The 24,945-nt window shown below is 70.8% G+C and carries 26 protein-coding genes and 1 pseudogene; 21 read left to right on the forward strand and 6 right to left on the reverse strand.

Translation table 11 applies throughout. The annotated features are described in order from the left end of the window. From BJK06_RS09605 to BJK06_RS09645, 9 genes are all read left to right on the forward strand, one after another. A complete protein-coding gene (locus BJK06_RS09605; protein ID WP_070417702.1) occupies nucleotides 1–381 on the forward strand; it encodes a holo-ACP synthase in 381 nt (126 codons plus the stop codon). After that, the gene (gene alr / locus BJK06_RS09610) at nucleotides 378–1,481 is read left to right on the forward strand and encodes an alanine racemase (RefSeq protein WP_258027611.1); all 1,104 of its coding nucleotides are present in this window, start codon (nucleotides 378–380) and stop codon (nucleotides 1,479–1,481) included. The genes BJK06_RS09605 and alr (BJK06_RS09610) overlap by 4 nt, the downstream gene beginning before the upstream one ends. Continuing rightward, nucleotides 1,478–2,638: an alanine racemase gene (gene alr, locus BJK06_RS09615; protein ID WP_070417704.1), complete on the forward strand. Its 1,161-nt coding sequence runs from the start codon at nucleotides 1,478–1,480 to the stop codon at nucleotides 2,636–2,638. The genes alr (BJK06_RS09610) and alr (BJK06_RS09615) overlap by 4 nt, the downstream gene beginning before the upstream one ends. After that, nucleotides 2,635–3,159, forward strand: coding sequence for a tRNA (adenosine(37)-N6)-threonylcarbamoyltransferase complex ATPase subunit type 1 TsaE (gene tsaE, locus BJK06_RS09620; RefSeq protein WP_374930681.1), 525 nt, complete (start codon nucleotides 2,635–2,637; stop codon nucleotides 3,157–3,159). Before alr (BJK06_RS09615) ends, tsaE begins: the two co-directional genes overlap by 4 nt. A 44-nt stretch (nucleotides 3,160–3,203) precedes the next feature. Then, on the forward strand, nucleotides 3,204–3,803 hold the full coding sequence (locus BJK06_RS09625; protein ID WP_070417705.1) for an NAD(P)H-dependent oxidoreductase: 600 nt from the start codon (nucleotides 3,204–3,206) through the stop codon (nucleotides 3,801–3,803). 67 nt (nucleotides 3,804–3,870) lie between these two features. After that, nucleotides 3,871–4,497: a tRNA (adenosine(37)-N6)-threonylcarbamoyltransferase complex dimerization subunit type 1 TsaB gene (gene tsaB, locus BJK06_RS09630; protein WP_070419356.1), complete on the forward strand. Its 627-nt coding sequence runs from the start codon at nucleotides 3,871–3,873 to the stop codon at nucleotides 4,495–4,497. Beyond that, complete coding sequence (gene rimI, locus BJK06_RS09635) at nucleotides 4,494–5,045, forward strand: ribosomal protein S18-alanine N-acetyltransferase (protein ID WP_070417706.1); 552 nt, start codon at nucleotides 4,494–4,496, stop codon at nucleotides 5,043–5,045. Before tsaB ends, rimI begins: the two co-directional genes overlap by 4 nt. Further along, nucleotides 5,038–6,087: a tRNA (adenosine(37)-N6)-threonylcarbamoyltransferase complex transferase subunit TsaD gene (gene tsaD, locus BJK06_RS09640; RefSeq protein ID WP_070417707.1), complete on the forward strand. Its 1,050-nt coding sequence runs from the start codon at nucleotides 5,038–5,040 to the stop codon at nucleotides 6,085–6,087. Before rimI ends, tsaD begins: the two co-directional genes overlap by 8 nt. A 123-nt stretch (nucleotides 6,088–6,210) precedes the next feature. Beyond that, the gene (locus BJK06_RS09645) at nucleotides 6,211–6,933 is read left to right on the forward strand and encodes a DUF4190 domain-containing protein (protein WP_181015086.1); all 723 of its coding nucleotides are present in this window, start codon (nucleotides 6,211–6,213) and stop codon (nucleotides 6,931–6,933) included. Nucleotides 6,934–7,058: 125 nt separating this feature from the next. Here the strand turns inward: BJK06_RS09645 and BJK06_RS09650 are convergent, their stop codons facing one another. Further along, nucleotides 7,059–8,261, reverse strand: coding sequence for an SAM-dependent methyltransferase (locus tag BJK06_RS09650; RefSeq protein WP_070417708.1), 1,203 nt, complete (start codon nucleotides 8,259–8,261; stop codon nucleotides 7,059–7,061). Between the two features lie 163 nt (nucleotides 8,262–8,424). Here BJK06_RS09650 and groES point away from each other — a divergent pair, with 163 nt between their 5' ends. Further along, nucleotides 8,425–8,721: a co-chaperone GroES gene (groES, locus tag BJK06_RS09655; RefSeq protein WP_017885484.1), complete on the forward strand. Its 297-nt coding sequence runs from the start codon at nucleotides 8,425–8,427 to the stop codon at nucleotides 8,719–8,721. Between the two features lie 132 nt (nucleotides 8,722–8,853). Further along, nucleotides 8,854–9,816: an EamA family transporter RarD gene (rarD, locus tag BJK06_RS09660; RefSeq protein WP_070417709.1), complete on the forward strand. Its 963-nt coding sequence runs from the start codon at nucleotides 8,854–8,856 to the stop codon at nucleotides 9,814–9,816. Nucleotides 9,817–10,048: 232 nt separating this feature from the next. Here rarD and BJK06_RS19120 read toward each other — a convergent pair whose 3' ends face one another. From BJK06_RS19120 to guaB, 4 genes and pseudogenes are all read right to left on the reverse strand, one after another. Beyond that, nucleotides 10,049–10,840, reverse strand: coding sequence for an ABC transporter substrate-binding protein (locus BJK06_RS19120; RefSeq protein WP_308447475.1), 792 nt, complete (start codon nucleotides 10,838–10,840; stop codon nucleotides 10,049–10,051). Between the two features lie 128 nt (nucleotides 10,841–10,968). Continuing rightward, nucleotides 10,969–11,382 (reverse strand): annotated as a pseudogene (locus BJK06_RS19125) (ABC transporter substrate-binding protein); the annotation flags it as partial. A 233-nt stretch (nucleotides 11,383–11,615) separates the two neighbouring features. Beyond that, nucleotides 11,616–11,999 carry a VOC family protein gene (locus tag BJK06_RS09670; RefSeq protein ID WP_070417710.1) on the reverse strand — a complete coding sequence of 128 codons (384 nt, stop codon included), beginning with the start codon at nucleotides 11,997–11,999 and terminating at the stop codon, nucleotides 11,616–11,618. 78 nt (nucleotides 12,000–12,077) lie between these two features. Then, nucleotides 12,078–13,580 (reverse strand): IMP dehydrogenase, encoded by a 1,503-nt coding sequence (gene guaB / locus BJK06_RS09675; protein WP_070417711.1) that lies wholly within the window; start codon nucleotides 13,578–13,580, stop codon nucleotides 12,078–12,080. 355 nt (nucleotides 13,581–13,935) lie between these two features. Between guaB and BJK06_RS09680 the strand changes: the two genes are divergently transcribed. The 7 genes from BJK06_RS09680 to BJK06_RS09705 all read left to right on the forward strand — a co-directional run bounded on the left by BJK06_RS09680 (nucleotide 13,936) and on the right by BJK06_RS09705 (nucleotide 21,511). Then, complete coding sequence (locus BJK06_RS09680) at nucleotides 13,936–15,288, forward strand: branched-chain amino acid ABC transporter permease (RefSeq protein WP_070417712.1); 1,353 nt, start codon at nucleotides 13,936–13,938, stop codon at nucleotides 15,286–15,288. Nucleotides 15,289–15,299: 11 nt separating this feature from the next. Beyond that, nucleotides 15,300–16,286, forward strand: a complete 987-nt coding sequence (locus tag BJK06_RS09685; protein WP_070417713.1) for a branched-chain amino acid ABC transporter permease — start codon at nucleotides 15,300–15,302, stop codon at nucleotides 16,284–16,286. Next, nucleotides 16,279–17,166, forward strand: a complete 888-nt coding sequence (locus tag BJK06_RS09690) for an ABC transporter ATP-binding protein (protein ID WP_070417714.1) — start codon at nucleotides 16,279–16,281, stop codon at nucleotides 17,164–17,166. The genes BJK06_RS09685 and BJK06_RS09690 overlap by 8 nt, the downstream gene beginning before the upstream one ends. Beyond that, nucleotides 17,163–17,984 (forward strand): ABC transporter ATP-binding protein, encoded by an 822-nt coding sequence (locus BJK06_RS09695; protein ID WP_070417715.1) that lies wholly within the window; start codon nucleotides 17,163–17,165, stop codon nucleotides 17,982–17,984. Before BJK06_RS09690 ends, BJK06_RS09695 begins: the two co-directional genes overlap by 4 nt. A gap of 203 nt (nucleotides 17,985–18,187) precedes the next feature. Beyond that, nucleotides 18,188–18,373, forward strand: a complete 186-nt coding sequence (locus BJK06_RS18595) for a hypothetical protein (protein ID WP_139199221.1) — start codon at nucleotides 18,188–18,190, stop codon at nucleotides 18,371–18,373. A 66-nt stretch (nucleotides 18,374–18,439) separates the two neighbouring features. Then, nucleotides 18,440–19,561: a GuaB3 family IMP dehydrogenase-related protein gene (locus BJK06_RS09700; RefSeq protein ID WP_070417716.1), complete on the forward strand. Its 1,122-nt coding sequence runs from the start codon at nucleotides 18,440–18,442 to the stop codon at nucleotides 19,559–19,561. Between the two features lie 60 nt (nucleotides 19,562–19,621). Continuing rightward, the gene (locus BJK06_RS09705) at nucleotides 19,622–21,511 is read left to right on the forward strand and encodes a glycerol-3-phosphate dehydrogenase/oxidase (protein WP_070417717.1); all 1,890 of its coding nucleotides are present in this window, start codon (nucleotides 19,622–19,624) and stop codon (nucleotides 21,509–21,511) included. Nucleotides 21,512–21,565: 54 nt separating this feature from the next. On the opposite strand, the gene BJK06_RS09710 is transcribed toward BJK06_RS09705, so the two are convergent. Further along, entirely contained in the window at nucleotides 21,566–22,078 is a 513-nt protein-coding gene (locus BJK06_RS09710) for a hypothetical protein (protein WP_083295167.1), read from the reverse strand. A 99-nt stretch (nucleotides 22,079–22,177) separates the two neighbouring features. On the opposite strand from BJK06_RS09710, the gene BJK06_RS09715 reads away from it, so the two are divergent. The 3 genes from BJK06_RS09715 to BJK06_RS09725 are packed head-to-tail and all read left to right on the forward strand — an operon-like array spanning nucleotide 22,178 to nucleotide 24,939. After that, nucleotides 22,178–22,708 (forward strand): cation:proton antiporter regulatory subunit, encoded by a 531-nt coding sequence (locus tag BJK06_RS09715; RefSeq protein WP_022906983.1) that lies wholly within the window; start codon nucleotides 22,178–22,180, stop codon nucleotides 22,706–22,708. A gap of 3 nt (nucleotides 22,709–22,711) precedes the next feature. Then, entirely contained in the window at nucleotides 22,712–24,154 is a 1,443-nt protein-coding gene (locus BJK06_RS09720) for a cation:proton antiporter (protein ID WP_070417718.1), read from the forward strand. Between the two features lie 47 nt (nucleotides 24,155–24,201). Next, on the forward strand, nucleotides 24,202–24,939 hold the full coding sequence (locus BJK06_RS09725) for an SURF1 family cytochrome oxidase biogenesis protein (RefSeq protein ID WP_181015087.1): 738 nt from the start codon (nucleotides 24,202–24,204) through the stop codon (nucleotides 24,937–24,939). The last annotated feature ends 6 nt before the right edge of the window (nucleotides 24,940–24,945 follow it).

The following is a 24,945-nucleotide window of genomic DNA, read 5'->3' on the forward strand; positions in this document are numbered from 1 at the left end:
ATGATCATCGGCATCGGTGTCGACGTGGTCGACCTGGAACGGTTCGAGCGGGTGCTCGACCGGACGCCCGCGATGCGCACGCGCCTCTTCACCTCGTCGGAGCTCGTCCGCGACGGGGAACCCCGGCCGATCGCGTCGCTGGCCGCGCGGTTCGCGGCGAAGGAAGCGCTGATCAAGGCGTTCGGGTCGAGCGCCGGGCTGAGCTGGCAGGACCTCGAGGTCGTCTCCGACGACCAGCGGAACCCGTCGCTGACGCTGCGCCAGGGGGCGCGCCAGGTGGCGGACGGGCGCGGGGTGACGAGCGTGCACCTCTCGCTCTCGCACGACGGAGGGATCGCGACGGCGTTCGTGGTCCTCGAAGGAACAGGGGAATCTGCGTGAGCGCGTTCACCGGCATCACGGTCGATCGGGAGGCGCTGATCGCCAACTACGCGACCGTCGCCGAACAGGTGGCTCCGTCCGGCGTCATCGCGGTCGTCAAGGCCAACGGCTACGGCCACGGCGCAGCGGAGTCCGCGCAGGCCTTCGTGGACGCCGGCGCGGAGTGGCTCGGCGTCGCGGACATCGACGAGGGGATCGCCCTCCGTCACGCCGGCATCGACGAGGGCGTCCGGATCCTGGCGTGGCTGCACGCCCCCGACGAGGACTTCCGACGCGCCGCGCAGTACGGCATCACCCCGGCGGTCTCGAGCGTCGACCAGCTCTCCGCCGCCGCCGACTCCGAGGTCCCCGCGGTGCACATCTGCGTCGACACCGGCCTGAGCCGCAACGGCGCGGTCGAGTCCGAGTGGTCCGAGCTCTTCGCCACCGCCGGTCGCCTGGCCCGCAGCGGCAACCGCACCCGCATCGAAGGCCTCATGTCGCACCTGGCGAACGCCTCCCGTGCCGACGACCTCGACCAGGACGCTGCCCTCAAGCGGGCGCTCGACGGTCTCGCTGCGAACGGCATCGTTCCCGACATGGTGCACCTCGCCGCCAGCGCCGCGAGCCTCGCCGTCGCGGAGACCCGGCACGACGTCGCCCGGGTCGGCCTCGCGCTGTACGGCCTCAGCCCGTTCCCCGACCGCACCTCGGCCGACCTCGGGCTCCGCCCCGCGATGCGCGTGACCGCCGCGGTCCTCCGGACGGTCCCGGTCCGCGCGGGCGAGGGCGTCAGCTACGGCTACACCTGGCGTGCGACGACGGACACCCGGCTCGCCGTGATCGGGCTCGGGTACGCGGATGGCTTCGACCGCGACTTCGGCAACCGCGTCTCGGTACGGATCGGCGACCGCACCTTCCCGGTCGTCGGTCGCGTGGCGATGAACGCCATGCACGTCGACATCGGCGACGCCGACGTCCGGATCGGCGACGAGGCCGTGCTCTGGGGCGACCCGGCGAACGGCGACCCCGCGGTCGAGGACTGGGCCGCCGCAGTCGGCACGATCAACTACGAGGTGGTCGCCCGGGTCGGCCGCAGCGTCGAACGGAGGACCTCGTGAACGCGCCGCTGCGCCGAGCCCAGATCGACCTCGACGCCTACCGCGCCAACCTCGACCTGGTCCGCGAGTGGATGGACCCGGTCGAGCTGATGGCGATCATGAAGGCCGACGCCTACGGGCACGGCCTCGAGCCGATCGCCCTCGCCGCGGTGGACGCGGGCATCCGGTGGATCGGCGTGCTCACGGTCCCCGCGGCCCTGCGTCTGCGGTCGATCGGCGTCGGCGAGGACGTCCACCTCTTCACGTGGCAGCACGACCCCGCGCTGGACTTCCGCGACGCGATCGACTCCGCCGTCGACCTCGGCGTCTCGAACGTGCCGGAGCTGCAGCGGGTGATCGACGCCGTCGACCAGCGTCCCGCCCGGGTGCACCTCGGCTTCGACTCCGGCCTGCACCGCGACGGTTCGACGCCGGACCACTGGCCCGCCCTCGTGACCCTCGCCCGTGACGCCCAGCGTGACGGACGCATCGAGGTCGTGGCCGCCTACACGCACCTCGCCGAGTCCTCCGACGACGAGGACGCCTCCGCCGTGGCGCTCTTCGACGACGCGGTCGAGCAGGCCGACGACCTCGGGCTCGACATCCCGACGGAGCACGTCGCCGCCTCGCTCGCCGGGCTCGAGCGCAAGGAGTTCCGCAAGGACATGGTCCGGATGGGCGCGAACCTGTTCGGCATCCCCGGTGCCGACGGCGTCTCGGCGGCCGACCTCGGCCTCGAGCCCGTGATGACCCTGACCGCGTCGGTCGCGAAGACGAAGCGCGTGCCCGTCGACACCGGTGTCTCGTACGACTACACGTACCGCACCACCGCCGAGACCACCCTCGCGCTCGTCCCGGTCGGCTACGCGGACGGCGTCCCGCGGCTCGCACAGGGCCGCATCGAGGTCGCGATCGGCGGCACGCGCTACCCGATCGCCGGTCGCGTCGCGATGGACCAGTTCCTCGTGGACGTCGGCGACGACGACGTCCGGGTCGGTGACACCGTCGTGCTGTTCGGCACGGGTGAGCACGACGAGATGACGGTCCTCGAGTGGGGCGACGCGCTCGGCACCATCGGTGAGGAGATCGTCTGCCGGATCGGCACCCGGGTGCCCCGCGTCTACGAAGGGCACCGGGTCGAGGGCCACGTCGCCGAGTACCTCCGGGGCGAACGGTGACCGACTCCCACGTGCTGCTCGACACCACCGCCCGGACCACCGAGGAGATGGGTGCACTCGGTGCTCGGCTCGCGGCCGTCCTCCGTGCCGGTGACCTCGTCGTCCTGACCGGTCCGCTCGGCGCCGGCAAGACCACCCTGACCCGAGGGCTCGGCGCAGCGCTCGGCGCCCGCGGGCAGGTCTCGAGCCCGACGTTCGTCCTCGCCCGGACACACCCGACCTCGGTCGGGCCGGACCTGGTGCACGTGGACGCCTACCGGCTGTCCGACCCGGTGGAGCTCGACGACCTCGACCTCGACTGGGACGCCTCGATCGTCGTCGTCGAGTGGGGGCGTGGGTTCGTCGACGGCATCTCGGACAGCGTCCTCGACGTCGAGATCGTCCGCGCGACCGGTGCCGACGACGCGGTTGCCGGTGACGACAGCACCCCGGACGACCTCGACCCGGACGACGTCCCCGACGAGCCGCGCCGTGTGGTCGTCACCGCCTCCGGCCCACGCTGGGCGGACGCCGTCCTCTGACCCTGCGGTCTGCCGCCGTCCAGCCGCCCTCGCGAAGATGCAGTGTGCCGACGCTCATCGTGACCGCCCACCCCGACCCCGACTCGTTGACCCACCACGTCGCGCAACGACTGCGGGGCGCGTTGCCCGAGGGGACGGCGGAGATCGCCGACCTCGCCGCCGAGGGCTTCGACCCGCGCTTCACCCTCGCCGACCGCCACACCTACCGGACCGGCGAGGACGCCCCGACGGACGTCGTCACCGAACAGCGGCGCATCGACCGGGCCACCGACCTCGTCCTGGTGTTCCCGGTCTGGTGGTGGTCGCTGCCGGCGCTGCTGAAGGGGTGGATCGACCGTGTCTTCGTGAACGGGTGGGCGTTCGACGTCGGCGGCGACGCGGGCATGCGCCGGAACCTCGGTCGGCTCACCGTCCACCTCGTGCCCGTCGCCGGGGACGATGCCGGTGTCTACGACCGGCACGGGTACCGCGAGGCGCTGCGGACCCAGATCGAGCACGGCGTCATCGACTTCTGCGGAGCGCGCCGCGGTGCCACCGTCTTCGTGCACGAGTCCGAGCACGAGGACCCGGCGGTCCGCGAACGAGGAGTCGCCGCTGCCGTCGAGGATGTCCGGCGCGCGGTCGTCCGGGACGACGAGCACTGACCGGGACCGCCACCAGAGCGGCGCTCGATCGGCATCGAGCAACCGCGCCGCCGCTTACGATGGGACCGTGCTGCTCGCGATCGACACCTCCGCCGGAACCTCGGTCGCCGTCGTCGACCTGGGCAGTGGGCGGGCCCTCGCGACCCGCAGCACCGAGGACAGCCGCCGCCACGCCGAGGTCATCGGCCCGTTCCTCGCCGAGGTCCTCGACGAGGCCGGCATCACCCCCGCCGATGTCTCGGGCGTCATCGCCGGCATGGGGCCGGGGCCGTTCACCGGCCTGCGCGTCGGCATCGCCGCAGCCCGCACCTTCGCCGCTGCACGCGGCGTCCCCGTCCTCCCGCTGGTCAGCCACGACGCGGTCGCGGCCGACCAGGACGGACCCGGTCCGTTCGTCGTCCTGACGGACGCGCGTCGGCGCGAGGTCTACTGGAGCGCCTACGACCAGACCGGCACGCGCGTCGCGGGTCCCGGACTCGCCAAGCCGGCGGACCTCGACGAGGCGATCCGCGCCTCCTGGCCCGACGCCGTGGGCTGGGACCGCGTGACGGCCCTGTCCATCCCGTCCTGGAGGCTCGGCGCGCTCGCCGCAGACCGGCTCACCTCCGGCGCGCCCTTCGCCGAGGACGCGCCCCTCTACCTCCGCGATCCGGACGTCACGATGCCGGGTGCGCCCAAGCGGGTGAAGCAGTGACGCTGCCCGACGGGCTGCGCCTGCGGCGCGCCCACCCGCAGGACCTCGACGACGTGATGTGGCTGGAGCACGCGTCGTTCCCGACCGATGCCTGGTCGGCGTCGCAGATGTCCGGCGAGCTGTACTCGCCGCACGGGTACTACGTCGTCGTCGAGACGACCGAGGGTGGGGCGCCGACGATCGTCGGGTACGCCGGGCTCTCCTCGTTGGCGGGCAACCCCGTGGCGGACATCCAGACGATCGCAGTCGCGGCGGACCAGCGGGGGAAGGGCCTCGGTCGGGTGCTCTTCACCGAGCTCCTCGACGAGGCACGGCGGCGTGGCGTGCACGAGGTCTTCCTCGAGGTGCGCGCCGACAACCCCGTGGCTCAGGCGATGTACACGGCGTTCGGGTTCGAGCGGATCGCCGTCCGCCCCCGCTACTACCAGCCCGACGGTGTGGACGCGTGGGTGATGCGGGCGGAGCTCGCGACGGCTCCCAGCGTCGGGCCGTCCGGCGTCGGCCCGTCCGGCGTCGGCCCCATCGGACAGGAGGCCCTCGATGGCTGAACCACTCGTGCTCGGCATCGAGACGAGCTGCGACGAGACCGGTGTCGGGATCGTGCGCGGCAACACCCTGCTCGCGAACGTCATCGCGTCGAGCATGGAGGAGCACGCGCGGTACGGCGGGGTCGTCCCCGAGGTCGCCGCACGGGCCCACCTCGAGGCGATGACCCCGACGCTGACTGCTGCGCTCGAACAGGCCGGCGTCACCCTCGACGAGCTCGACGCCGTGGCGGTGACCGCCGGGCCGGGCCTCGCCGGGGCGCTCATGGTCGGGGTCGGCGCTGCGAAGGCCCTCGCGGTGGCGACGGGCAAGCCGTTGTACGGCGTGAACCACCTGGTCGGGCACGTCGGCGCCGACGTCCTCCGGTCGGACGGGTCCGAGATCGACCTGCCGACGGTGGCGCTCCTGGTGTCCGGCGGGCACACGTCGCTGCTGCTCGTGGAGGACCTCGTCGGCGACGTGAAACTGCTCGGCGAGACGATCGACGACGCCGCGGGCGAGGCGTTCGACAAGGTCGCGCGGCTCCTGGGGCTGCCGTACCCCGGCGGCCCGCAGATCGACAAGGCCGCGGCGGACGGCGACCCCACCGCGATCCGTTTCCCCCGCGGCTTGACGCTGCCGAAGGACATGGCCGCGCACCGCTACGACTTCTCCTTCTCCGGACTGAAGACCGCCGTCGCCCGGTGGGTCGAGCGCTGCCGTGACGAGGGGCGCGAGGTCCCCGTGGCCGACGTCGCCGCCAGCTTCCGCGAGGCCGTGGTCGACGTGCTCCTGACGAAGGCGCTGCGTGCGTGCGAGGACACCGGCGTGCACCGGCTCCTGCTCGGAGGCGGCGTCGTGGCGAACGCCCGGCTGCGGGCCGTCGCCGAGGAGCGCTGTGCTGCGGCCGGTGTCGAGCTCCGCATCCCGCCGTTCGACCTCTGCACGGACAACGGGGCGATGATCGCGGCGATCGGCGCCCGGCTCGTCGCCGAGGGGCACGCGCCGAGCGACCTCGGGATCGCGGCGGACTCGACGCTGCCGGTGACGACCGTCCAGGTCTGACGCTCGCGGGCCGACGCCGTTCCGCGTCCGGTCTGCGCCGTGCTCGCGTCCGGCCCGCAGGGGAGTGTCTGTGGGAGGATTCACATGAGGCGCCGACGACCGTGGCGCCGAGAGGGGTGGACGGTGTCCGATCAGAACCAGTGGCCGAAGCCGGGCGAGACGCCGGACAGCAACGCATCGTCGGTGCCGTCGAGTGCGGCCCAGCCCGAGTCCGGGCAGCCGCAGCAGTACGGCGCGTCCGCTCCCGAGGCACCGTCGGCAGCGCCGAACGACCCGTGGGGGCAGTCCGGACAGCAGGCGCACCCGGGCTACGGCGCCCCGCAGGGTTCGAACCCCTACGCCGCACCGCAGAACCCGTACGCGGCGCCGCAGCAGCCGCAGAACCCGTACGCCGCGCAGCAGCCGCAGAACCCCTACGGCGCTCCGCAGCAGCAGAACCCGTACGCCGCGCCGCAGAACCCGTACGCGGCCCCCGGCCAGCAGCACCCGTACGCCGCCCCGGGCCAGCAGAACCCCTACGCGGCCGCGGGCTACCAGCCCTACGCGCAGCGTCCGAAGACCAACACGCTGGCGATCCTGTCCATCGTGTTCGGCCTCGGGGCCATCCCGCTGTTCTTCATGGCGATCCTGCTGGGTCCCGCCGGCGCGATCCTCGGCCACCTCGCCCTCGGCCGCATCAAGCAGACCGGTGAGAGCGGGCGCGCTCTGGCGCTCACCGGTGTCATCGCCGGCTGGGTGATGACCGGTGTGTGGATCCTCTGGATCATCGGGCTGTTCGCGTTCGCCTCGATGGGGAGCTCGTACTCGAACTACGACGACTACGGGTCCGGCGCCTTCATCGGCTGACCAGGACCCCGGCGACCCGCTCGCACAACGAGGGTCACCCCGAACCACGGATCGCCGCGGTTCGGGGTGACTTTCGTTGTGCAGAGCGCGAGCGCGCCCGCGCGCCCGCGCCGCCGCCCCGCGGCCTAGCCGGCCACGTCCCCCAGCCGCTCGCACAGGATCGCGGTGTGCCGTCCCTCCAGGCGGGTGAGCACGAGCGTGACGCGCCCCCGTCCGCGCAACCGCAACCGCTTCCGGAACTGCGCCGGGTCCACGTCGACGCCGCGCTTCTTGATCTCGACGGTCCCGATGTCCTCCGCCGCGAGCCGCGCGGCGAGCTGCTTCACGTCGAGCGGCATCGTGTCGAGCACCCGGAAGCCCTGCGCGAACGGTGTCGTGACGGCCCGGTCCGAGGTGACGTACGCGATGCCGTCGGAGAGCATCCGGCCGTCGAGCGACCGGGCGAGGTCGCCGATGAGCCGCGCACGGATGACCGCCCCGTCCGGCTCGTACAGGTACGCGCCGAGCGCGCCGACCTCGACGTCCGCGGCGTCGGCGTCGCCCGTGAGCTCAGCGATCCCGTGCGCCCCGATGACGGTCGCGGCACGGCGGACACCGGGGCGGGCGAGGGGGCCGAACCAGAGGGCGAGCTCGACGACCTCGCGGTCCACGGAGGTCCACTGCGCCTCGGCCGTGTCCGGGATGAGGTCGCGGTCGACGCCCGGCCCGAGCTTCACGCCCGTCGGGGTGGTCGTGGCGGCAGCGAACACGGTGTCGAGCGAGGGGGACCAGTCGTCCGGGTCGGCGAGGCGCTTCGTGTTCGCGTGGCCGGAGGTCCGGCGCGCCGGGTCCATCCAGACCCCGTCGACGCGGGACAGGTCGAACGAAGCGGCGTCGCCGAGCTCCACCCGGGCGGAGTCCCAGAGCGAGAGGTTGTGCGTCGCGACGGCCGCGGTGACCTCGTCACGGTCGACCGCGGTGACCTCGAGGTCGAGCGCCGCCATCGCCATCGCATCCCCGCCGATGCCGCACCCGAGGTCGGCGACCCGGGTGAGCCCCGCGGCGGCGAAGCGTCCGGCGTGCTGGGCGGCGACCTGCAGCCGGGTCGCCTGCTCGAGGCCGGCCTCGGTGAAGAGCATGCGGGAGGCGAAGTCCCCGAACTTCCCACGGGCCTTCTGCCGGAGCTTCGCCTGCGTCAGGACCGCCGCGACGAGGCCCGGATCGTGTCCTTCGGAGCGCAGTCGTGAGACGACCCGGACGATCTCACCACCGTCGGACACGGCCGGGGTACGGTCGAGCAGGGCCATCCCCTCGGGGGTCAGCAACTGGGCGAGATCGGCGGCTTCCACCCGACGATCCTCCCAGGTCGCCGAGAGCCCGGTCGGACGTTGGCACTCGGATTGACCGAGTGCCAACGACGCCCTAGAGTTGGGGCGGTTGGCACTCTCCTGTGCGTAGTGCCAACACGGTTTTCATCTGTACCGAGTCAGTACCGAGAAAGAAGAGGTCACCGTGGCCGTCAGCATCAAGCCGCTCGAGGATCGCATCGTCATCCGCCAGGTCGAGGCGGAGCAGACCACCGCTTCCGGTCTGGTCATCCCGGACACCGCGAAGGAGAAGCCCCAGGAGGGCGAGGTCGTCGCCGTGGGCCCGGGTCGTATCGACGACAACGGCAACCGCGTCCCGCTGGACGTCGCCGTGGGTGACAAGGTCATCTACTCGAAGTACGGCGGCACCGAGGTCAAGTACTCGGGCGAGGACCTCCTCGTCCTCTCGGCGCGCGATGTCCTCGCGGTCATCGTGCACTGAGTCCAGTACACATCGCGAACGCCCCGTTCGGCTCCGGCCGGGCGGGGCGTTCTCGCGTTCCGCGCCGGGTCGGCGGGTCCAGGAGGCGCGGCTCGGCCCCGCGCCGTCGGTGCCCGTTCCTAGGATGGTTCCGTGAGTGAACCGTCCCCGGCGCGCCCGGCCCGCAGCGAGGCATCCGTCGGCGTCGTGCAGGCGATCATCGCGTACGGGCTGTGGGGACTCATGCCGCTGCTCTTCGCGGCGATGGCCCCCGCCGGCGCGTTCGAGATCGTCGCCTGGCGGATCGTCTTCGGGCTGGTGTTCTGCGCGATCGCGATCGCCGTCACCCGCTCCTGGCTCCGGACCCGCACCCTGATGGCCCAGCGTCGGGTGATGCTCGTGATGGGCCTCGCGGCCGTGCTCATCCTGGTGAACTGGACCGTGTACGTCGCGGCGACGACCACGGGCCACACGGTCGAGGCGGCGCTCGGGTACTTCATCAACCCGCTCGTGACGATCGCGCTCGGTGTCGTGGTGCTCCGCGAACGCCTGCGTCCGCTGCAGTGGACCGCCGTCGGCATCAGCATCGTGGCCGTCGTCGTGATCGCGGTGGGCTACGGACAGATGCCGTGGATCTCCCTCGTGCTGGCGTTCTCGTTCGGCCTGTACGGGCTCGTGAAGAAGCGGGTCGGTGGAACGGTGGACGCCCTGAGCGGCCTGACGATCGAGACCGTGTGGCTGCTGCCGATCGCCGTGGTCGCCCTCGTGGTGCTCGGCGCGACCGGCCTCGGCGGCGGGGTGACGTTCACGAGCGAGGGCTGGGTGCACGTCCTCGTGACAGTGCTGACCGGGCCCGCGACGGCCGTGCCGCTGCTGCTGTTCGCGTCGTCCGCCCGTCGGGTGAGCCTGTCCACGCTCGGGCTGACGCAGTACCTCGCGCCGGTGATGCAGCTGCTCGTCGGGGTGGTCGTGCAGCACGAGCCCATGTCGGGTGCCCGGTGGTTCGGCTTCGGGATCGTCTGGCTCGCCCTGGTCATCCTGACGGCCGACTCGTTCCTGGCCGCTCGGGCATCGCGGCGCCGGGCGGTAGCGCCCACCGCGGCCGAGCCGGTCTGACGGGGCCGAGCCGCGCCTCCAGGGCCCGTGTCCTGTCCGCCTGCCTGTCCGCCCGTCAGGCCCCGAGTCTCGGCCCGGCGGACAGTTTCGCGCCGTGTCCGCCACGGAACTGTCCGCGCAGCCGAGTCTCGGCCCGCCGCCGCCGGCCCGCCGCCGCCGGCCCGCCGCCGCCGCCGCACGCGACAGCGCCCCGCGGCCGGGCCGCGAGGCGCTGTCGATCTGGTGCTGCCGACTACTTCTTGACCGAGCCCTGGATCGCGCTCTGGTAGACGGGCTTGTTGTCGCCGTCGAACTTGTAGATGCCGATGTAGGCGCTCGACGGGTCGTTGTTGTCGTCGAACGGACCGATGCCCGACGGACCCGTGTAGTGGATGTCCTCACCCTTGTCGAGCAGGGCGACGCAGTTCTTGAACGTCGAGCACTCCGTGCCGCCGTCGGCACCGGACACCGCGGCCATGTTGGCCTGGATGGTGCCGGAGTCCGTGCCCTTGCCCTTCACCGCGGCCAGGGCGGCGAGGACGGTGGCGTCGTACGACTCGGCCGCGTACGAGTAGTCGGCGAGGTCCTTGCCCGACGACTTCTTGTAGTAGGCGGAGAGCTGGGCCTTGAACTCGTCCTTCGGTGAGGCACCGGGGATGGTGCCCTGCGCGCCGGTGAGCGTGCCCTTGTCGAAGTCCTTCGAGTAGTCGGCGGTGTTGCCGTCGGACATGTAGATCTTCGACATGTCGGCGTCCTGCGACTTCAGCTCCGGGATGATCGACTTCGTCTCGTCGAAGGCCAGGACGACGATGGCGTCCGGCTTCGTGGCGAGCGCCGCGGTCACCTCGGAGGAGAAGGTCGTCTGGCCGGGCGGGAACTCCTGGCCCTTGCCCTTGCCGCCGTAGACGACGGATCCGCCCGAGTCCTCGATCGCCTTCTGCACGGTGTTGCGGAGGCCGGTGCCGTAGGTGTCGTTGAAGACGAGGAACGCGACCTTGGCGTTGCCGTCACCCGTGACGAGCTGGCCGAGCGCCGAACCCTGCACCGAGTCCGGCGGAGCGGTCCGGTAGTAGTACGACGAGTAGCCGGACAGGTCCGACGCGGTGTTCGCGGGGAGATCTCCACGATGCAGTTGCTCGTGAGCTGGTCGATGACGTTGAGCGTGACGCTGGAGGACTCGGCGCCGATCGCGACCGGGACCTTCGCGTTCACGAGCTTCGTCGCCGCGGAGCTCGACACCGTCATGTCGTTGCTGTCACCGGAGTCGGTGGCGGGGTCGATGGTGACGTCCTTGTCGAGCACACCGCCGGCCGCGTTGATGTCCTGCACCGCGAGTCCCACACCGGACTCCGCGGGCGGGTTCAGGTAGGCGAGCGAACCGGTGAGCGGGAGGATCGTGCCGATCTTCAGCGCGTCGGTGCCCGGGGTGTCGGGGGCCTTGCAGCTCGCGGCGGGGTCCTTCTTCGCGCCTCCCGACGCGGAGGAGGACGGTGAGGTGCCGCCGCTGGTGGTGGAACAGGCGGCGAGGAGGAGCGCCGCCGCTCCTGCCACTGCCAGTGCCGTGGTGGCACGGGTGGTTCTGATCATCCGTGGAGCCCTTTCTCTGCGCGGAACCTCAGGTCCCGCTGGGGATGTGAGAGAACGTAGGGTCACGGTGTTTCAGCCGCGTGACGGGGCGGTACGCAAAGTGTTTCGTTACCCAGCCGTGACGCGAGGTCTGCGGAAACCCGCGGGTCTCGAGCCCATGGCCCGGGCGCGGTCGACCGGACCCGCGCAGTCCGGACAGGGACGCCGGCCGCCCGGGTGGGGGCTGGCCGGAGTCAGGCGTCGAGCTCGGCCTGGGACCGGAGGACGCAGAACTCGTTCCCCTCGGGATCGGCGAACACCACCCAGCCGCCGCTCGCCGTGCGTCGGTCGGCCAGTTCGAGCGCACCGATGCCCCGCAGCCGCACGACCTCTTCGTCGCGGGTCCGGTCGGTCGGCCGCAGGTCGAAGTGGATGCGGTTCTTCACGGCCTTCGCTTCCGGCACCTCGATGAAGAGCACGTGGTGCGACCCGTCGGGAGCGACGATCATGCACTCCTCGTGCCCGGGCGCGTTCGGGTCGTCGGCGACGTCGACGTAGCCGAGGACCTGCTTCCACCACTCGGAGAGCGTGTAGGCATCACGGCAGTCGATCGAGGTGTGGGACACGGCGCTGACCATGCCGCGACCCTACTGCCGACCGACGACGAACGCCCCCGCTCCGTCCGGGAGCAGGGGCGTTCGAGGGTGCTGGTCGGGTCAGCGGCTGTAGTTCGGCGCCTCGACGACCATCTGCACGTCGTGCGGGTGCGACTCCTTGAGCCCGGCCGGGGTGATCCGGACGAACTTGCCGCGGGCCTTGAGCTCCGGGACGGTCCGGCCGCCGACGTAGAACATCGACTGCCGCAGGCCGCCGACGAGCTGGTAGACGACGTTCGCCACCGAGCCGCGGTACGGGACCTGGCCCTCGATGCCCTCCGGCACGAGCTTGTCGTCCGAGGGGACGTCGGCCTGGAAGTAGCGGTCCTTCGAGTACGAGGTCTTCTTGCCGCGGGTCTGCAGGGCGCCGAGGGAGCCCATCCCGCGGTAGGCCTTGAACTGCTTGCCGTTGACGAACACCAGGTCACCGGGCGACTCGTCGGTGCCGGCGAGGAGCGAGCCGAGCATCACGGTGTCGGCGCCGGCCACGAGGGCCTTCGCGATGTCGCCCGAGTACTGCAGCCCGCCGTCGGCGATGACCGGCACGCCGGCCTCACGCGCGGCGAGGGAGGCCTCGTACACGGCGGTGACCTGCGGGACGCCGACACCCGCGACGACGCGCGTCGTGCAGATCGATCCCGGGCCGACGCCGACCTTCACGGCGTCGACACCCGCGTCGATGAGCGCCTGGGCGCCCTCGCGCGTGGCTGCCTGCCCGCCGATGACGTCCACCGCGGCGAACGCCGGGTCGGCCTTGAGGCGACGGACCATGTCGAGCACGCCGGCGCTGTGGCCGTTGGCGGTGTCGACGACGAGGACGTCCACGCCGGCCTCGCGCAGCGCGGTCGCGCGCTCCCAGGCGTCGCCGAAGAAGCCGATCGCGGCGCCGACGCGCAGGCGCCCGGCGTCGTCCTTCGTGGCGTCCGGGTACTTCTCGCTCTTGTCGAAGTCCTTGACGGTGATGAGACCGCGGAGCTTGCCGTCCTCGTCGACGAGGGGGAGCTTCTCGATCTTGTGCTCGGCGAAGATCGCGACGGCGTCGTCCGGGTCGATGCCGACCGGGGCAGTGATGAGCGGGGCCTTCGTCATGACGTCGCGCACGAGCGTGGTCTGCTGCTCGAACGGCGCCACGAACCGCATGTCGCGGTTGGTGATGATGCCGACGAGGGTGCCGTCACCCTCGACCACCGGCAGGCCGGAGACGCGGAACTGTCCGCAGAGCGCGTCGACCTCGGCCACGGTGGCGTCCGGGCTGGTGGTCACCGGGTTGGTGATCATGCCCGACTCGCTGCGCTTGACCTTGTCGACCGCGGCCGCCTGGTCGGCGATCGACATGTTGCGGTGCAGGATCCCGATGCCGCCCTGTCGGGCCATGGCGATCGCCATGCGGGCCTCGGTCACGGTGTCCATCGCCGCGGAGAGCAGCGGGACGTTGACCGTGATGCGCTTGGTGAGCCGGGACGCGGTCGACGCCTCGCTCGGGATGACGTCGGTGTACCCCGGCAGGAGCATGACGTCGTCGTACGTGAGTCCGATGAATCCGAACGGATCCGGCTGGTCCATGGGTCCCCTTCGTGGGCGAGGTGAAGTGGTCGAGACACCGGGAACGCTGCGGCGGGTTCCGGATAGACCATGGTAACGCGCAGGCGCTCTTCCGCATTCCGCCCCGTGGACACCCGTGGGCGGCCAGGAGGCGGGGTGCGGCCCCGTCCCAGGACCTCCGTCCGCCCTTCCTCCACAACGTCACAGTTGCGGCACGAATCACACAGGGAACGTGATGGAAACACGGGTGTCACACAATCCCCCTAGCGTCCTCGTCATCCGAACGAGAGGCTCTTCCGTGGGATCCATCACTCCGCCGGGACCTGCACTGCTGCGCAGGTTCCGCCTCCGCCCTGGACGAAAGCGACCGGTCATCATGGCCGTCCTCGTGCTCGCGTTCCTGGCGACCTTCCTGATCGACTGGGCGGTGACGCTGCCGGCGATCGGCGCCACCTCGGCCCCGACCGCGAGCGCATCGTCGTCCGCGAGCACCGCACCCGCCAGCACCCAGCCGTGCACGGTCAGCCCGACGAACGGCTGCATCCAGGGCACGATCACCGACTCGGACCGCGAACCGGTCCCGGGCGTCGACGTCGACGTCGCCGGGCCGGGTGGCTTCGCGCAGACCGCGACGACGTCCGACGCCGGGCGCTGGTCGGTGAGCGTGACTGAGGCGGGCAGCTACACCGTGAGCGTAGACCAGGACACGTTGCCCAAGGGCCAGTACCTGACGAACGCGGCGGACGCGAAGCGCACCGTGTCGGCGAGCCTCAACGCGAACGTCGGGCAGATCTTCCAGCTGTCCGACCAGCAGGGCGTCGTCACGAACGACGACGCCACGAGCGTCACGCCCCAGCGCGCCTGGCAGCAGTTCGCGTCCGGCATCCGGCTCGGGCTCCTCATCGCGCTGGCGTCGGTGGGCCTCTCGCTCATCTACGGCACGACCGGCCTGTCGAGCTTCTCGCACGGTGAGCAGGTCACCCTCGGCGGGTTGCTCGCCTACCTCTTCGCGAACCAGCTCGGGTGGAACATCTGGCTGACGGGGGTGGTGGTCACGCTGCTGTGCGCGGCGACCGGGTACCTGCAGGACGCCGGCATCTGGCGGCCGTTGCGGCGCAAGCGCATCAGCCTGACGCAGCTCATGATCGTGACGATCGGGTTGTCGATCGCCGCGCAGTACGCGTTCCAGTACTTCTTCGGCGCCTCGACCGTCCGCATCCAGCAGGGCAACCCCGAGACGGTCCGCTTCGCCGGGGTCACGCTCACGGTGCAGTCGTACGTGGCGATGGGCATCGCGCTCGTCGTCCTCGTCGCGACCGGTCTGTTCCTCGCGAAGACGCGCTTCGGCCGCGCGACCCGTGCGGTGTCGGACAACCCGGCACTGGCCAGCGCGTCCGGCATCGACGTCGACCGGGTGATCCGGTTCGTGTGGACGCTCGCCGCCGGCCTCGCGGGGCTCTCCGGCGTGATGCTCGGCCTCGTGCTCAACGGCGTGAACTGGCAGACCGGCCTGCAGCTGCTGCTGCTCATGTTCGCCTCGGTCACGCTCGGTGGCCTCGGGACCGCCTACGGCGCACTCGTCGGCTCGATGATCATCGGCGTCGTCGTGGAGCTCACGAACCTCGTGCTGCCCGGTGACTTCAAGTACGCCACCGCCCTCGTGATCCTCATCCTCATCCTGCTGTTCCGGCCGCAGGGCATCTTCGGCCGCGCCGAGCGGATCGGCTAAGGAGCGCCGCCATGGACTACATCCTCAACCTGCTGTCCTCCCTCACCCAGGAAGCACTCGCCCCGACCACGGCGGCGTTCGCGCTCGCCGCGATCGGCCTCAACGTCCACTTCGGACTCACCGGCCTGGTCAACATGGGCCAGGCGGCGTTCCTGCTGCTCGGCGCCTACGGCTTCGCGATCTCGATCACCAACGGGTTGCCGTTCGTGATGGCCGTCCTGGTCGCGTTGCTCGTGTCGATCGTGTTCGCGATCATCCTCGGCATCCCGACCCTGCGGCTTCGCGGCGACTACCTGGCGATCGTGACGATCTCCGGCGCCGAGATCATCCGCATGGTGGGACGGTCGAGCCTGCTCACCACGACGACCGGCGGCTCGAACGGCATCACCGGGTCGAGCTACCGCGACCCGTTCAACGCCCTCAGCCCGCTCCCCGACGGCACCACCACGATCCTGTGGTTCACGTACTCGAACAACGGCGTCAACGGCTGGTGGATCCGGATCGCGGCGTGGGGGCTCGTCGCCCTGTTCACGCTCGTGCTGTTCCTGCTCATGCGCAGCCCCTGGGGCCGTGTCGTGAAGGCCATCCGCGAGGACGAGGACGCCGTCCGCTCCCTCGGCAAGAACGTCTACTCGTACAAGATGCAGGCGCTCGTGTTCGGCGGTGCGCTCGGGGCCCTGGCCGGGATCATCTACGTCCTGCCGAGTTCGGTGCAACCGGACGCGATGGGTCGCTCGATGACGTTCTTCATCTGGACGGCGCTCATCCTCGGCGGTGCGGCGACGGTGTTCGGACCGGTGCTCGGCGCCGTGCTCTTCTTCGTCGTCCGACTCGCGATCCGCACCCTCGCCGGTGACTTCATCCCGAACTCGATCATGAACGCGCAGCAGGCCGAGCAGTTCTCCTACGTGCTCGTCGGCGTCGCGCTCATGCTCCTCATCGTGTTCCGTCCACAGGGCCTCCTGGGCAACAAGAAGGAGTTGACGTTCAGTGTCTGAGTCGTACGCCCACCCCAAGAACGACCCGATCCTGGTCGTCGACGACGTCACCCGTCGCTTCGGCGGCATGACCGCGGTCGACGTCGACCACCTCGAGGTCCAGCGCGGCTCGATCACCGCCCTCATCGGCCCGAACGGCGCCGGCAAGACGACGTTCTTCAACCTGCTCACCGGGTTCGACAAGCCGAGCCCCGGCGCGACGACCCGGTTCGACGGCAACACCCTGCAGAAGACCAGCGCCACCCACATCGCGAACAAGGGCATGGTCCGCACGTTCCAGCTCACGAAGGCGCTCAGCCGCCTCACCGTGATGCAGAACATGCTCCTCGGCGCCCGCGACCAGCCCGGCGAGAACTTCTTCGTCGGCCTCGTCCCAGCGCTCTGGCGGAAGCGGGAGCGCGAGATCACGGCGAAGGCCGAGGACCTCCTCGCCCGCTTCAAGCTCGACACGAAGGCCGACGACTACGCGGGCTCGCTGTCCGGCGGGCAGCGCAAGCTCCTCGAGATGGCCCGGGCGCTCATGTCCGACCCGACGATGATCATGCTCGACGAGCCGATGGCCGGCGTGAACCCGGCGCTGACCCAGTCGCTGCTCGGGCACATCCAGTCCCTGCGCGACGACGGCATGACCGTGCTCTTCGTCGAGCACGACATGCACATGGTCCGCCACATCTCGGACTGGGTCGTCGTGATGGCCGAGGGCAAGGTCGTCGCCGAGGGCCCGGCCGACACGGTGATGGACGACCGTGCGGTCATCGACGCGTACCTCGGTGCGCACCACGACACCGACCTCGGTGACGACTCGCTCCTCAACGAGGAGACCTACGAGGAACTCGCCGAGGAAGTAGCGGAAGAAGACGAGCAGGAGGCGACCCGATGACCGACGCAAGCGAGCCCACGAACGCGAGCAGCGCCTCCAGTCCGTCGCCGGCGACCGCCGCCCCGGCGGCCACGCTGGAACGCGAGCCCGTGCTCAGCGCGAAGAACCTCGTCGCCGGCTACCTGCCGGGGGTGAACATCCTGAACGGCTGCGACCTAGACTGCTACCCGGGCGAGCTCATCGGCATCATCGGGCCGAACGGCGCCGGCAAGTCGACGCTCCTCAAGGCCCTGTTCGGCCTCGTGTCCATCCGCGAGGGCTCCGTCACCCTGCAGGGCGAGGACATCACCAACCTCAAGGCGAACAAGCTCGTGCAGGCCGGCGTGGGTTTCGTCCCGCAGACGAACAACGTCTTCCCCTCGCTCTCGATCGAGGAGAACCTGCAGATGGGCCTGTACCTGCGACCCCGGAAGTTCGCCGAGCGGCTCGAGGTCATCTACGACCTGTTCCCCGTCCTCGGACAGCGGAAGGGCCAGCGCGCCGGATCGCTGTCCGGCGGTGAGCGGCAGTCGGTCGCGATGGCCCGGGCGCTCATGATGGACCCGAAGGTGCTGCTGCTCGACGAACCCTCCGCGGGGCTGTCGCCCGTGCGCCAGGACGAGACGTTCATCCGCACACGCCGGATCAACAAGGCCGGTGTGTCGATCGTCATGGTGGAGCAGAACGCGCGACGCTGTCTGCAGATCTGCGATCGTGGGTACGTGCTCGACCAGGGGAAGAACGCGTACTCGGGCACCGGGAAGGAGCTCGCCGACGACCCGAAGGTCATCGAGCTGTACCTGGGGACGCTCGCCAAGGACGTCGACTCCGCGCGCTGAGCGAGCGGTGTCGACCGTGGGTGCCGCTGTGGGGGCGGTACCCGCACCGAGTGGGGTCGTGCGTGGACGCTCAGCGCCGCACGGCCCCGCTCCTCATGCGGACCGGTACGCGGCCCACGTCGCCGGGACGGCGCGTCATCGGGACGGCGCGTCGTCGGCCAGGAGGCGCGACCCGCCCCCGCCGGGTCGCTATCGTCGGTCGCGTGCGGACTCCCGGCCCCCTCGTGCTCGACGCCCTCGTGTGGCTGGTGTTCGCCGTGCTCTTCGTCGGGGCGGCGCTGCTCGTGAAGGTCGCCGCGGCGCTGGTCGGCGTGCTGGTGGTGCTCGCGCTGCTGCTCGGGCTCGTCCTGCGGACGCTCCGCAGGCGCCGCGCACGCCGGACGCGCTGACGTCCGCCGCGCGCCCTGCCCGTCGCGCCCGTGTCACCCGGGGGACACGACCGCTAGGCTTGCCGGGTGAGTGAAGTCGAGATCGGTGCTGGCAAGCGCGGACGTCGGGCGTACGCGTTCGACGACATCGCGGTGGTCCCCTCGCGGCGCACGCGTGACCCGCGTGACGTGAGCGTGCAGTGGTCGATCGACGCGTTCACGTTCGAGTCGCCGATCCTCTCGGCCCCGATGGACTCCGTCGCCTCGCCCGCGACGGTCATCCAGATGGGCCGGCTCGGCATGCTCGGCGTCCTCGACCTCGAGGGCCTCTGGACCCGCTACGAGGACCCGACGCCCTACTTCGACGAGATCAAGGCGCTCACCGACGGCAACGTCACGAAGCGCATGCAGGAGATCTACTCCGAGCCGGTCAAGGCCGAGCTGATCACCGCGCGCCTGGCCGAGATCCGCGCCGCCGGTGTCCCGGTCGCCGGGTCGCTCAGCCCCCAGCGCACGCAAGAGTTCTCGCAGACCGTCGTCGACGCCGGTGTCGACCTGTTCGTCATCCGCGGCACGACGGTCTCGGCCGAGCACGTCTCGCAGAGCACCGAGCCGCTCAACCTCAAGAAGTTCATCTACGAGCTCGACGTCCCGGTGATCGTGGGCGGCGCCTCGACCTACACGGCGGCCCTGCACCTCATGCGCACCGGTGCCGCTGGTGTGCTCGTCGGCTTCGGTGGCGGCGCGGCATCGACCACGCGGGCCGCCCTCGGCATCCACGCCCCGATGGCCACGGCCGTCGCGGACATCGCCGGCGCTCGCCGTGACTACATGGACGAGTCCGGCGGCCGCTACGTGCACGTCATCGCGGACGGCGGGCTCGACACCGCCGGCGACGTCGTCAAGGCCATCGCGATGGGCGCCGACGCCGTGATGCTCGGCACCGCACTGGCCCGCGCGACCGAGGCCCCCGGCGGTGGGTTCCACTGGGGTGCCGAGGCGCACCACCCGGAGCTGCCGCGCGGCCGCCGGGTCGAGGTCGGCACGATCGCCCCGCTCGAGAACGTCCTGAACGGCCCCACCCCGACGTGGGACGGCCGCGCGAACATCGTCGGCGCCCTGCGTCGATCAATGGCCACGACCGGATACTCCGACGTCAAGGAGTTCCAGCGAGTAGAAGTGGTCGTGGCGCCGTACCACCGGAACTGACGGTGGCACCCGCACTCCGGCGCGGGTGACGCCCGGCGTCACCGTGACACGGAGGCGACGATGGCGAAGACCAGCACGAGCACGTCCAGCGCGACCCGGCCCGCCCGGCCCGACACCGCCGCCCCGGGGGTGGGGTTCGACCCGTCGGCGAAGCTCGGCCCCGACGAACGCGCGGCCGCCATCGAGACCCTGAAGACCAAGGAGCTCGACGTCCTGGTCGTCGGCGGTGGCATCGTCGGCGGCGGCAGCGCACTCGACGCCGTCACCCGTGGCCTCAGCGTCGGCATCGTCGAGGCCCGCGACTGGGGATCGGGGACCTCGAGCCGCTCGTCGAAGCTCGTCCACGGCGGCATCCGCTACCTCGAGCAGCTCAACTTCGCGCTCGTCCGCGAGGCACTGATCGAACGCGGCCTCCTGCTGCAGCGCATCGCCCCGCACCTCGTGAAGCCCGTCCGCTTTCTCTACCCGCTCAACCACCGCGTGTGGGAACGCTTCTACATCGGCATCGGCATGGCGATGTACGACGTCTTCAGCTGGTCCGGTGGTCGGCCGCCGGGGGTCCCGCACCACCGGCACCTCAGCCGGAGCCAGGTCCTCAAGAACATGCCCGGCCTCAAGAAGGACGCCTTCGTCGGCGGCATGACGTACTACGACGCCCAGGTCGACGACGCCCGGTACGTCGCGTCGCTCGTGCGCACGGCGGCGTCGTACGGCGCCTCCGCCGCGAGCCGCGTGCGCATCGAGGGCTTCATCAAGGTCGGCGAGCGGGTCGTGGGCGCGCACGCGCACGACATCCAGACGGGCGAGAAGTTCGACATCCGGGCCAAGCAGGTCGTCAACGCGACGGGTGTCTGGACGGACGACACCCAGGCGATGGTCGGCACCCGCGGGCAGTTCAAGGTGCGGGCGTCGAAGGGCGTGCACCTGGTCATCCCGCGCGACCGCTTCCAGTCGAACACGGGCATGATCCTCCGCACCGAGAAGAGCGTGCTCTTCGTGATCCCGTGGGGCCGGCACTGGCTGGTCGGCACGACGGACACCGACTGGTACCTCGACAAGGCGCACCCGGCGGCGACCGCGGCGGACATCGACTACATCCTCGAGCACGTGAACAAGGTCCTCGCGGTCCCGCTCACGCGTGAGGACGTCGAGGGCGTGTACGCCGGACTCCGGCCGCTGCTCGCGGGGGAGTCCGACCAGACGTCGAAGCTCAGCCGCGAGCACGTCGTCGCGCACACGGTCCCCGGGCTCGTGGTCGTCGCCGGCGGCAAGTGGACCACCTACCGCGTGATGGGCAAGGACGCCATCGACGAGGCCGTCGCGGCGATGGACGGGAAGATCCCGGGCTCGACCACCGAGGACATCCCACTGCTCGGTGCCGAGGGGTACCCCGCCGCCTGGAACCGACGCGGCCGCACCGCGCGGAGCTTCGGCGTGCACAAGGTCCGCATCGAGCACCTGCTGAACCGCTACGGCACGCTCGCGACCGAGGTGCTGCGGCTCGTGAAGCAGGACCCGTCCCTCGCCGAGCCGCTCCCCGGTGCCGACGACTACATCGGCGCCGAGGTCGTCTACGCGGCCTCGCACGAGGGCGCCCTGCACCTCGAGGACGTCCTCGCCCGCCGCACCCGCATCTCGATCGAGGCGTGGGACCGCGGTGAGTCGGCGGCCCCCGTCGCCGCGAAGCTCATGGCGGACGTGCTCGGCTGGGACCAGGAGACCACCGAGAACGAGGTCTCGAACTACCTCAAGCGCGTCGCCGCGGAACGCGAGTCGCAGCTGCAGCCCGATGACGCCTCGGCGGACCGCGTCCGGCTCGAGGCGCCGGACATCGCGTTCGGCTTCGACGAGGACGACGTGGTGGTCGGCGGTGGCCGGTCGAGCGGCGCCGAGGGTGCCAAGGCGTCCGACGAGCAGGTGGTCGGCGAGAAGACGAGCGAGCCCGAGTAGGACGCGCCCCGTGCCTCCCGGCTCTCGACTGCCTGGAGGCGCGGGTCGGCTCCGTCAGGCAGCGCGCGACCGGTGCGTGGTCCGGCGAACACTGATCGCCTGGCCGATCACGAGGACGAACGGGACCGCGGCCAGCGCGATCGCGCTGGTGACGAGGAGGACACCGGCCCAGGCGGTGTGCGCTCCACCGCCGACGCCGTACGCGTCGGCGACGTCCATGCCGAGCCAGAAGCCGCTCCACCAGGTCATCGGACCGCCGAGCGCGACCACCCCGAGCAGGACCGCGGCGGTGACGTACGGTCGCGCGCGGGTGACGACGAGGGAGCTGCCGAGGCCGATCGCCAGGGCGACGCCGACGACGGCGATCCCGACGACGGCGGCGATGTCGGTGCCGACCGAGAACCCCTCGCGCTCGAGGTGCGCGTGGATGCTGCCGAGCGACGCACCCGGCACCGCGGCGAGCGGATCGAGCACGAGTCCCTGGACGGCGAGCAGCGCGGCGTAGAGTGCCACCACCGCGATCCCGGTGCCGGCCACCAGCCGGTTGGTCCTGTCCTGCTCGTCCACAGCGTTCCCCCTGTCGTCCCCGTCCACCGGACTGTAGCGGAACGGAATGGACGGACCATCGCGGTGGTTATCATCGGGGTACTCGAAAAGGGAGCCATCATGGTCGACGTCCATCGCGTCAAACTCCCCGGAGTCGGCGTGCTGCACAGCTTCTACACCGACGACGGTGGCAAGTGCGGTGTCATCACGCACCGGTCGGGTCACTCCGACCTCATCTCCTTCGCCGACGTCTCGGACGGCGCCGACAAGTCGGAGAAGGTGTCGCTGCGCCTCAGTGAGGACGAGGCGCACACGCTCGCCGAGCTCCTCGGCGGCACGCGCATCACCGAGGGCCTCGACAAGCTCGACGAGATCCCGGGCCTCAGCATCGACTGGTTCTCGGTCGACTACGACGACGCCATCGCCGGCAAGCCCCTCGGCGACCTGCACGACTCGGGCTTCATCGGCCTGACCGTCGTGGCGGTCGTCCGTGGTGACAGCGCCAACCCGGCCCCGTCGTCCGACTTCGTCGTGTTCCCGGGCGACACCATCGTCGTCGCCGGTGCACCCGAGAAGGTCGCGAAGGCGTTCTCGTTCTACCGCAGCGGAGAGCTTGCGGCCGCTGCGGCCGAGGCCCCGCCGAGGAGCTAGCCCGTGCACCTGGGTGGTGAGCTCCTCACCATCGGCATCCTCTTCATCATCGCCTACGTCCTCGGACGACTCGGCAAGACGATCGGGTTGCCCGCGATCCCGATCTACATGGTCGTGGGGCTCATCGCGAGTCCCCACACCCCGTGGATCGGGCTGAACGTCGAGTCGCACACGATCGAGCTGATCGCGACGTTCGGGCTCATCCTGCTGCTGTTCAACCTCGGGTTGGAGTTCGACCAGGAAGAGTTCTACGGCAACGCCGGCAAGCTCCTGGTGTCCGGTGGCACGTACGTCGCCATCAACATGGGCGTCGGGTTCGCCTTCGGGTTCTCGCTCGGGTGGGGCACCCGCGAAGCCCTCATCATCGCCGGCATGACGGCGACCTCGTCGAGCGCGATCGTGACGAAGCTCCTCATCGAGCTCCGTCGCCTGGCGAACGACGAGACCCCGATGATCCTCGGCGTCACCGTGATCGAGGACGTCTTCATCGCGATCTACCTCGCGATCGTCTCGGTGGTCCTCTCCAGCGACACGAACGTGTGGGGCGTCGTCGGCAAGCTCGCGCTCGCGTTCGGGTTCCTCATCGTGATGTTCACGCTGGCCCGGTTCGCCGGCAAGTGGGTGTCCCGGATCTTCGCGACCCGTGACGACGAGCTGTTCACCGTGCTGTTCTTCGGCCTCGCGGTCATGTTCGGCGGCATCGGCGACCTGCTCGGCGTCACGGACGCGATCGGGGCGTTCGTGATCGGCCTGCTCTGCGGCGCCACGCGCTACCGCGACCGCATCGAGCAGCTCGCCCTGCCGATGCGCGACGTGTTCGCGGCGTTCTTCTTCGTGAACTTCGGGCTCGGGCTCGACCTGTCGACCTTCGGCGAGGTGCTCTGGCCGGTGCTCGGTGCGATCGGCATGACCGTCGCGCTGAACGCCATCGCGGGACAGCTCGTCGCGCGCATGAACGGCTTCACCGTCCAGCAGGGGATCAACACCGCCGTCATCCTGGTGAACCGCGGCGAGTTCGCGCTGATCCTCGCGACGCTCTCGGCCGCTGCCGGGCTCGAAGCCCGCATCACCGCCTTCGCGGGTCTGTACGTCCTCGTCATGGCGATCCTCGGGCCGTTGCTCGCGGTCAACTCGGACCGCATCGGTCGGCTCGTGATCCGCCCGGCCCGTCTGGCACGCCTGCGGACGCGTCTCGGTGGCCGTCGAGCGGTCGCAGCGGCTGCCGCGGCCGAGGCGGCAGAGGCCGAGTCGGACGCCGCCGCTGCCGCTCGTCGGGCGGAGCGCGACCGCCAGTTCGCCGAGGAGTTCGCCCTGGTGGAGGCCGCTGGCAGCCAAGAGCGGGAGAATGAGTCTCCGGAGACGGTGTCCGAGCCCCGGACGTCGTCGGTCGAGACCCCCGCCGAGCGCCCCGAGCGCCCGGTCCGCCAGCGCGATCCGGAGTACTGATACAGATGTGGGCCGTAGCCCGACGACCGAGGTGGATTGCGCTGCTGTTGCTGGCGCTCGTGCTCGCGGCGGTGTTCGCCGGGCTGGGCAAGTGGCAGCTCGAGCGGAGCATCGCCAACGGCACCCCCCTCCCCGCGACGACCGAGAACCGGAAGAGCCTCGACGCCGTGACCGGGCCGATGCAGCCCGCGACCGAGAAGATGGCCGGGCAGAAGGTGACGGTCACGGGGACGTTCGTCGCCGGTGACACCACCGTCCTGACCGGCCGGACCGGTGGCGGGACGTACCAGACCGTCGGACACCTGGTGGACGACACGAGCGGCGCGAGCCTCCCGGTGGTGATCGGGTGGTCCGACCAGCGGTCCGCCGCCGTCGCCGGTGGTGCCCGTCTGGCGGACGGCACGCGGCTCACGGTCGAGGGGCGCTACTACCCGGCCGAGTCGCCCGACCAGGACACCTACGACAAGGGCGAGTACTCGGCGGTCGCGCCGGCCCGGTTCGTGAACACGTGGAAGGCGTTCGACGACCGGATGTACCTCGGGTACGTCGTCGCCGACGGCACCACGGCGAAGGCGGCCGACCTCGGCACCATCGCCGACCGTGCGCCCTCGCGCGAGGTCCAGTTCGACTGGCTCAACCTGTTCTACGCGATCGAGTGGGTCGTGTTCGCCGGATTCGCCGTCTTCCTCTGGTACCGGTTCGTGAAGGACGCCTGGGAGCGTGAGGAAGAAGAGCGGCGTGAGGCCGCACTCAGCGTCGACGGTGCCCTCGTCGACCGACGGTAGGATGGC

This window comes from Curtobacterium sp. BH-2-1-1 (assembly GCF_001806325.1).
Lineage (GTDB): Bacteria > Actinomycetota > Actinomycetes > Actinomycetales > Microbacteriaceae > Curtobacterium.

Coding starts and splice junctions, on each gene's coding strand:
- tsaD (WP_070417707.1), top strand. CDS start 5,038: ATGGCTGAACCACTCGTGCTCGGCATCGAGACGAGCTGCGACGAGACC.
- BJK06_RS09605 (WP_070417702.1), top strand. CDS start 1: ATGATCATCGGCATCGGTGTCGACGTGGTCGACCTGGAACGGTTCGAG.
- BJK06_RS09680 (WP_070417712.1), top strand. CDS start 13,936: ATGGCCGTCCTCGTGCTCGCGTTCCTGGCGACCTTCCTGATCGACTGG.
- BJK06_RS09715 (WP_022906983.1), top strand. CDS start 22,178: ATGGTCGACGTCCATCGCGTCAAACTCCCCGGAGTCGGCGTGCTGCAC.
- BJK06_RS09695 (WP_070417715.1), top strand. CDS start 17,163: ATGACCGACGCAAGCGAGCCCACGAACGCGAGCAGCGCCTCCAGTCCG.
- guaB (WP_070417711.1), bottom strand. CDS start 13,580: ATGGACCAGCCGGATCCGTTCGGATTCATCGGACTCACGTACGACGAC.
- BJK06_RS09670 (WP_070417710.1), bottom strand. CDS start 11,999: ATGGTCAGCGCCGTGTCCCACACCTCGATCGACTGCCGTGATGCCTAC.
- BJK06_RS09705 (WP_070417717.1), top strand. CDS start 19,622: ATGGCGAAGACCAGCACGAGCACGTCCAGCGCGACCCGGCCCGCCCGG.
- BJK06_RS09685 (WP_070417713.1), top strand. CDS start 15,300: ATGGACTACATCCTCAACCTGCTGTCCTCCCTCACCCAGGAAGCACTC.